The organism is Saccharothrix sp. CCNWYY140 (genome assembly GCF_037401995.1).
Lineage (GTDB): Bacteria > Actinomycetota > Actinomycetes > Mycobacteriales > Pseudonocardiaceae > Actinosynnema.
This window is the reverse complement of record NZ_JBBEGC010000047.1, coordinates 50,143-57,048: the sequence shown is the minus strand read 5'-3', so window position 1 is coordinate 57,048 and position 6,906 is coordinate 50,143. Positions and strand designations below refer to the sequence as shown.

Sequence of the window (6,906 nt, the reverse complement as noted above, 5' to 3'; positions counted from 1 at the left end):
TTTCGGCTGCACCCGGGGAAATCTGTGGTAGCCCTTCGGGCAGGCCATACGGGGATGACACAAGCAAGAAGCCCAGGCAGAGGTGTGCCGCGCGGCAGCTACGAGAAAAGCACGGCGCGTGTGTCGCGGTGGGCGGAGGTGGGATCAGATGGCTTCGAGGGCCTCGACTAGGCGGGTGACGTCCTGGCGGAAGGTCTCGTGGTGGAGTTCGGGTACCAGTCTGAACGTGGGCAGGTTGAAGGGTTCTACGTCTGGCAGTGGGGCGCCGTCTACCAGGACCGGGACGACTCGGACGTAGTGTCGTAGTGCTGATTCGAACTCGTCCGGCATCGGCTCCCTCAGCGTCCACTGCGGACCGATGAGGACCAGCAGGTGGTCGGCGTGGTGGACTGCCTCTACCACCTCGATGTCGTGGTCTGCCAAGTGGTCGGCTAGGCGGCCTGCTAGGTGGCGGTCGTCTGGGCGGGTGTAGCTCAGGTAGACCGACGGGCGGGTGTGGGGTGGTAGGACCACGCCTTGTAGGGCGGCTTGTAGGCGGTCTCGTAGGGCTTCTACTGGGATTCGGGCGTGGGTCAGGAGTTGGGTTGCGCCGTTGTCTGGTTGGTCCAGTAGGGCGATCAGCAGGTGTTCGCTGCCTATGCGTCTGCGGCCTAGGGAGATGGCGTGGCGGTGGGCCTGAGCTATGGCCTGGTCTGCTCTTGGGGTGAAAGGTGGGTCGTCCTGGGTGGGTGCGCCGCCTCGGCCTACCAGCTGGACCAAACGGTCTACGCAGCCTTGTGTGGTGAGGCCGGCGGAGGTGAGGACCTGGGCGGCCAGGCTCAGGTCCTCCTCCACCAAACCTGTCAGCAGGTGTTCGGTGCCCACGTGGGTGTGTCGTAGTTGTTTGGCTTGGTTGCGGGCCAGTCGGAGCGCCCAGCGTGTGTGGTCGTCGAGTTTTGGTAGCAACCTGCCCACCCCCGGACGGGAAGGGCCAGGCGTCACCGGAACCGGTCGGTGGCGGCGACCCTGGCTGCTGCCATGCTGGCACTGCCGCCGTGTGCCGTGTCGCGGATCAGGACAAGTTCCGCGTCTGGCCATGCGTGTGCGAGCAGCCAGGGTGTGCCGACCAGGTTGCCCAGGTCCAGTTCGCCTTGCACGAGCACGCCGGGGATGCCGGCCAGGCGGTCGGCGTTGGCCAGCACATAGCCGTCCGGGATGAATGAGCCGTTCGACCAGTAGTGCGCCACCAGGCGGGCGAACGCTAGGCGGTACCCGGGTGGGTCGAAGCGGGGGTCGGAGGGGGTCAGCGGGAGCATGGCGTCTTCCCACGCGCACCACTCGTCGGCCGCTTGGTCCTGCACCGCCGGGTCGTGGAGGAGCTTCGCGTAGGCCGCGCACAGGTCGTCAGGGTCGCCGGCGAACTGGCGGAAACGGGTGTGCGCCTCGGGGAACATGGGGGCCAGTCCGGTGACGAGCAGGTCCACTTCCTCCTGCCGCCCGGTCGCCACGCCGGCCAGGACCAGCTCCGACACGCGCTCCGGGTGGCGCACCGCGTAGACCAAGCCCAGCACCGAACCCCAGGACGCCCCGAACACCTGCCACCGCTCGATGCCCAGGAAGGTCCGCAGCAACTCCATGTCCGCGATCAGGTGATCGGTGGTGTTGGTGGACAGGTCGGCCACCGGCTCGCCGGCGTGCGGCGTCGAGCGACCGCACCCGCGTTGGTCGAACAGGATCACCCGGTACGCGGCGGGGTCGAAGTAGCGGCGGGCGTTGGGGCTGCACCCGGACCCTGGGCCGCCGTGCAGCACGACGGCGGGCTTGCCGTCGGGGTTGCCGCAGGCCTCCCAGTACACAAGGTGTCCGTCACCGACATCCAGCAGGCCGTGCTCGTACGGCTCGATCTCCGGGTACATGCCCACCAAGATACAACAGTGCTGTTACAACAGCGCTGTCATATATCACCCGAGCGCCGCCTCCAACGCCGGGAACATCGCCCGCACGTCCTGACCGCCCCCGACCCAGACACCGATGGCGAACGCCGCCGTGGCCTCCAACAGTGCCGCCCGCGCAAGCCCGCCACCATCCACCGGCACGCACCCGGCGTCGCGCACCAACTCCCGCACGACCTTCAACGCCGCCGGGGAGTCCCCGCACACCGGCACCCCCAGCGGTCGCCCCTCATACATAGGCGCGGGGTCGCCCCACACGCTCACGTGGCACAGGTTGAACGCCTTCACCACGTACCCGCCCGACGCATCCGCCAACCGCGCGGCCCCGTGGGAGTCGAGCAGGAACCCGGGCGCGATGGAGTTGGTGCAGTCGATCACCACCTTCCCCCGCGCGTCGCCTACCACCGACACCGCCGCCGACGCGGGCACCGCCACCAACAACACGTCCCCGAACGTCGCGGCCTCCCGCACCGACCCCGCCCGTGCTCCGATGCGCGCGGCCAACGCGGCGGCACGTTCCGCCGACCGCCCGCCCACCAACACGTCATGCCCGCGCGCCGCCCACTTGCCGCCCAGGGCCTGCGCCATGCCGCCGGTCCCCAGCACGCCGATCTTCATCCGTCTTCCTCCCACCTAGGCTTCCGACGGAAACGCTAGAAAGCCCGACAGGCACCAAACGGTGTCCGCGCATGGGGGGACGATGACCCGCTTCCTCGCCGACTGCCAGGCCCGGGTGGCCTTCGACCTGATGGCCAACACGTGGAACCCAGTGGTGATGTTCGCCCTGCGGGCCGGCGCGCGCAGACCCGCCGAGTTGCGCCGGCTTATCGGCGGTATCCGGCCGAAGGTGCTGACCGAGTCGTTGCGCCGGCTGGAGGGTTACGGCCTGGTCGCCCGGGAGGAGCTGACCGACCGCGTGGAGTACTCGCTGACCCCGCTGGGGGAGAGCCTGCTCGGCCCGATCGACGCGATGGGTCGGTGGGGGCTGGAGCACGGCGACGAGGTGGCCCTGCTCGACGACTGAGCGCCGCCCGCCTTGACGGCTGATCCGAAACGGTGTTTTATAACAGTGTTTCGGAGAGGTGGGGTGTGCGATGCGCGCGGGATTCCGGTCGCTGGACCGCGAGGTGGCGCTGGACCTGGAGGTGCGCGGCGAGCTGCCGGACTGGCTGTCGGGCACGCTGGTGCGCAACGGTCCGGCGCGGTTCGAGGCGGGCGAGCGGACGTTCCGGCACTGGTTCGACGGCCAGGCCATGCTGCACCGGTTCGCCTTCGCCGGCGGGCGGGTCGCCTACCGCAACCGCTACCTGGACACCCCGGCCCTGCGCTCGGCCGACGACGGCCGGATCTCCTACGGCGAGTTCGCCACCGACCCGTGCCGCTCGATCTTCGGCCGCTTCTTCACCCGCCCGCGGCTGACCCCCAACGCCAACGTCAACGTGCTGCTGGGCGACACCGAAGGGGACTGGGCGCTCACCGAGACCCCGATCGCGGTCGAGTTCGACCCCGACACCCTCGCCACCGTCGGCCTCTCCGGTCGCGACCACGCGATCCCCGGCCAGGTCACCACCGCGCACCCGCACGTCGCCCCGGTCACCGGCGACCTGGTCAACTACCTCCTCCAGTTCGGCCGGCGCAGCGTCTACCGCATCTACCGGCAGCGCGGCCGGGTCCGTGAGGTGCTCGCCGAACTGCCCACCGACCGCCCCGGCTACCTGCACAGCTTCGCCGTCACCGAGCGGCACGTGGTGCTGGTGGTGTTCCCGCTGGTGGTCAACCCGCTGTCGTTTCTGTTGCGCGGCAAGCCGTTCATCGAGAACTACCGGTGGCGCCCCGAGCTGGGCACCCGGTTCGTCGTGTTCTCCCAGGAGGACGGGGCGCTGGTCGCCGACCACCGCACCGACGCCTTCTTCGCGTTCCACCACATCAACGCCCACGACGCCGAGGGCCGGGTCGTCGTGGACATCTGCTCGTACCCGGACGCGGAGGTGGTGGACGCGCTCTACCTCGACCGGCTGCGCGGCGAGACCGAGCTGCCCCTGCCGTACCCGACCCGCTACGAGGTCGACCTGACGAGCGGGGCGATCCATTCGAGACGGCTGTCCGAAGAGGCGATGGAGCTGCCGCGCGTCTCGTACCGCGCCCACAACGGCCGTGAGTACCGCTACGCCTACGGGGTGAGCGCGCACGGCGGATCCCGGCGCGACTTCTTCAACCAGCTGGTCAAGGTCGATGTCCGGAGTGGACGGACACTGCGGTGGCACGAAGCCGGCCGCTACCCCGGCGAGCCGGTGTTCGTAGCCGCTCCGGGCGCCGCGCGGGAGGACGACGGGGTGGTGTTGTCCGTGGTCCTGGACGGTGCGACCGAGCGGTCCTGCCTGCTGGTCCTGGACGCCGCGACCTTCGCCGAGCTGGCGCGGGCCGAAGTCCCCCACGCCATCCCCTTCGGTTTTCACGGCCAGTTCACCTCACGGTCACATCCGCAGTGAGCCACAAAAACTTCGCCCGGTTTGTATCCGGGCGCTAAGGGGGCGCCTCTGTAGGTCGAATCGAATTCCAGTCCACCTGGGAGGCAACTCGTGGCACCACGAGTGGCGGTCGTCGGCGCGGGCGTGGCGGGCATTTCCGCCGCGTACCACCTGCGCGACGAGGCGCACGTCACACTGTTCGAGGCCGACCGGCGGGCCGGCGGTCACGCGCACACCGTGGAAGTCGAGGACGCCGGCCGCACGCTCGGCCTCGACACCGCGTTCATCGTGTACAACGAGCCGCACTACCCGAGGTTGACTCAATTCTTCGCCGACCTCGGCGTGGCCACCCAGTCGCACCCGGGCAAGTTCAGCTTCTTCGACCTCGACGCCGCCACCGCCTACGTCTCGGACGATTTCGACCGGTCCGAGGAGGAGGTCGCCGCCAAGTACCCGGGCGACTTCGCGCACCTGTGGCGCGAGGCGGCCCGGTTCCTGCGCGAGTCGCCCCGGGACTTCGTGCGCAAGCGCACCGACGTGCCGCTGGGGGAGTACCTGACCGCCAACGGCTACAGCGAGCAGTTCCGCCGCGGGTTCATCGTGCTGATCGCCACCGCGGCCTGGTCGGTGCCCGCGGACCGCATCTGGGAGATGCCCGCCAGCACGATCATCGCGTTCTTCTTCGCCCACGGCAGCGAGGGCCTCGGCGGCCGGACCGTGCCCTGGCGCACGGTGACCGGCGGCAGCGTCAGCTACGTCCGCGCGGCGCTGAAGGCCATCGAAACCGCAGGTGGGAGCGTCCGTCTGGGCACGGAGGTGGCCGGGGTCCGGGAGACCGCCGACGGCGTCGAGGTGCACACCGCCACCGGTCCGGAGACCTTCGACCGGGTCGTGCTGGCCACCCACGCCGACGACGCGCTGCGCCTGCTGGAGCGGCCGACCGGGCGGCAGCGGCTGCTGGAGGTGGTCGGCTACAGCCCGACCCGCGCGACCCTGCACACCGACCCGGCCGTGCAGCCGACGCCGCGCGAGACCTGGCGCAGCTGGAACTACGGCCGGCGCGGCGAGGCCACCTGGGTGAACTACTACCTCAACGACCTCCAGTGCTTCACCGCCGCCGACGACTACTTCCTCACCCTGGACAGCGGCGTCGACATCGCCCCCGACCGCATCGTGGCGGACCTGTCCTACCGACACCCGGTGTTCACGATCGAGGCCCGGCGCATCCAGTCGGAGATCTACTCGGTGAACGACGGGGAAAGTCGGGTCAAGTTCGCCGGCTCCTATTTCCACTCCCGCAAGATGGGGCCGGACATCCTGGGCATGCACGAATCCGCGTTCGACTCGGGGATGGCTGCCGCCGAATCCGTTGTCGAGTCCTTCCACCGCGTACACAAGGGGTAAACGCAGAATGTCCGCACTGACCGTGGAAACCGTGCAGGAATGGCTGGTCGAGAAGATCGCGACCCGCCTGGGCGTGCCGACCGACGAGGTCGACACGGGCCAGTACTTCGACGAGTTCGACCTGGATTCCACGGAGGCCCTGGTGCTGTCCGGGGAACTGGAGAACTGGCTCGGGTTCGAATTGGAGACCACGGCGCTGTGGTACCACCCGACGATCGCCGACCTGGCCCGCTACATCGTGCAGGAGCGGTCCGGTGACAGCGCGTCGGTCTGACCGGCCGCTGGTCCGCGAGTTCCCGCCGGAGGGCGGGCACCCGGTGGTGCTGGTGCACCCCGGCGCGGTGCCCGCCGCCGAGTACGCCGAGCTGGCGCAGGCGCTCGCGCCCGCGTCGCTGTCCGTCGTGGACCTGGAGCAGGTGCCGGAGTACTTCGAGGCCGCGCTGACCGGGGTGCTCACCACGTCCATCGACGCCCTGGCCGACCGGGTCGTCGCGGAACTGCGGGCGCGGGGCGTGCCGGACCGGTGGACGCTGGCCGGCTGGTCGTTCGGCGGCGTGGTCGCGTTCACGGCCGTGTCCCGGCTGGGCGCCGAGGAGCGCCCGGACCGGGTCGTGCTGCTGGACAGCATCGCCCCGGTGCCCGAGTACACCGCCGCCGACGAGGACCTCGACCTCTCGCTGGTGCTCGGCTGGTTCGCGATGTACCTGGCCGCCAAGCGCGACCGCCCGGTGGACGCCTCCGCCGACCTGGAGGCGGTGCTGGAGGCCGGGCTGCGCTCGGGCGCCCTGCGTCCGGGCACCACGCTGCCCGGCCTGCGCAAGGTGTTCACCACCTACGCGGACGGCCTGCGCCGCAACAACTCCCTGGCCCGCGCCCACACGCCCGTCCCGGTCGACGTGCCCGTCACGCTGGTGCGCCCCGAGCGCGGCCTGCTGGCCACGCCCGACCCGCTGGGCTGGGACTCCCTGGCCCCCGGGCTGTCCACCACCGCCTGTCCGGGCGACCACTACTCGATGCTGCGCCACCCCGGGGCGCTGGCCGTGCTCCAAGCCGCCCTGACACCCCTCTCCCGCTGACCTACCTCCCCCGCCACAAGCATTGGG

8 protein-coding genes are annotated in these 6,906 nt (G+C 70.2%); 5 read left to right on the top strand and 3 right to left on the bottom strand.

Translation table 11 applies throughout. The features are described 5' to 3' along the window. Positions 1-144: 144 nt before the first annotated feature. Genes WBN91_RS21270 through WBN91_RS21260 form a run of 3 tightly spaced genes read right to left on the bottom strand, consistent with a single transcriptional unit; the run spans position 145 to position 2,549 of the window. Positions 145-1,077 carry a toll/interleukin-1 receptor domain-containing protein gene (locus tag WBN91_RS21270; RefSeq protein ID WP_337725506.1) on the bottom strand — a complete coding sequence of 311 codons (933 nt, stop codon included), beginning with the start codon at positions 1,075-1,077 and terminating at the stop codon, positions 145-147. After that, positions 978-1,895 (bottom strand): prolyl aminopeptidase, encoded by a 918-nt coding sequence (gene pip, locus WBN91_RS21265; protein WP_337725507.1) that lies wholly within the window; start codon positions 1,893-1,895, stop codon positions 978-980. Before pip ends, WBN91_RS21270 begins: the two co-directional genes overlap by 100 nt. A 45-nt stretch (positions 1,896-1,940) precedes the next feature. Further along, positions 1,941-2,549 (bottom strand): NADPH-dependent F420 reductase, encoded by a 609-nt coding sequence (locus tag WBN91_RS21260; RefSeq protein WP_337725508.1) that lies wholly within the window; start codon positions 2,547-2,549, stop codon positions 1,941-1,943. A gap of 82 nt (positions 2,550-2,631) precedes the next feature. Between WBN91_RS21260 and WBN91_RS21255 the strand changes: the two genes are divergently transcribed. From WBN91_RS21255 to WBN91_RS21235, 5 genes are all read left to right on the top strand, one after another. Continuing rightward, positions 2,632-2,955 carry a winged helix-turn-helix transcriptional regulator gene (locus WBN91_RS21255; RefSeq protein ID WP_337725509.1) on the top strand — a complete coding sequence of 108 codons (324 nt, stop codon included), beginning with the start codon at positions 2,632-2,634 and terminating at the stop codon, positions 2,953-2,955. A gap of 70 nt (positions 2,956-3,025) precedes the next feature. Beyond that, positions 3,026-4,420, top strand: a complete 1,395-nt coding sequence (locus WBN91_RS21250; RefSeq protein ID WP_337725510.1) for a carotenoid oxygenase family protein — start codon at positions 3,026-3,028, stop codon at positions 4,418-4,420. Positions 4,421-4,510: 90 nt separating this feature from the next. Further along, complete coding sequence (locus WBN91_RS21245; RefSeq protein ID WP_337725511.1) at positions 4,511-5,803, top strand: NAD(P)/FAD-dependent oxidoreductase; 1,293 nt, start codon at positions 4,511-4,513, stop codon at positions 5,801-5,803. Positions 5,804-5,810: 7 nt separating this feature from the next. Then, positions 5,811-6,077: an acyl carrier protein gene (locus tag WBN91_RS21240; RefSeq protein ID WP_337725512.1), complete on the top strand. Its 267-nt coding sequence runs from the start codon at positions 5,811-5,813 to the stop codon at positions 6,075-6,077. Further along, entirely contained in the window at positions 6,058-6,879 is an 822-nt protein-coding gene (locus tag WBN91_RS21235; RefSeq protein ID WP_337725513.1) for a thioesterase domain-containing protein, read from the top strand. Before WBN91_RS21240 ends, WBN91_RS21235 begins: the two co-directional genes overlap by 20 nt. Positions 6,880-6,906 lie beyond the last annotated feature (27 nt).

What these genes read in the sequence shown, in the direction of transcription:
- WBN91_RS21270 (WP_337725506.1), bottom strand. Translation starts at nt 1,077, where the DNA reads ATGGCCAGACGCGGAACTTGTCCTGATCCGCGACACGGCACACGGCGG.
- WBN91_RS21250 (WP_337725510.1), top strand. Translation starts at nt 3,026, where the DNA reads ATGCGCGCGGGATTCCGGTCGCTGGACCGCGAGGTGGCGCTGGACCTG.
- WBN91_RS21240 (WP_337725512.1), top strand. Translation starts at nt 5,811, where the DNA reads ATGTCCGCACTGACCGTGGAAACCGTGCAGGAATGGCTGGTCGAGAAG.
- WBN91_RS21255 (WP_337725509.1), top strand. Translation starts at nt 2,632, where the DNA reads ATGACCCGCTTCCTCGCCGACTGCCAGGCCCGGGTGGCCTTCGACCTG.
- pip (WP_337725507.1), bottom strand. Translation starts at nt 1,895, where the DNA reads ATGTACCCGGAGATCGAGCCGTACGAGCACGGCCTGCTGGATGTCGGT.
- WBN91_RS21260 (WP_337725508.1), bottom strand. Translation starts at nt 2,549, where the DNA reads ATGAAGATCGGCGTGCTGGGGACCGGCGGCATGGCGCAGGCCCTGGGC.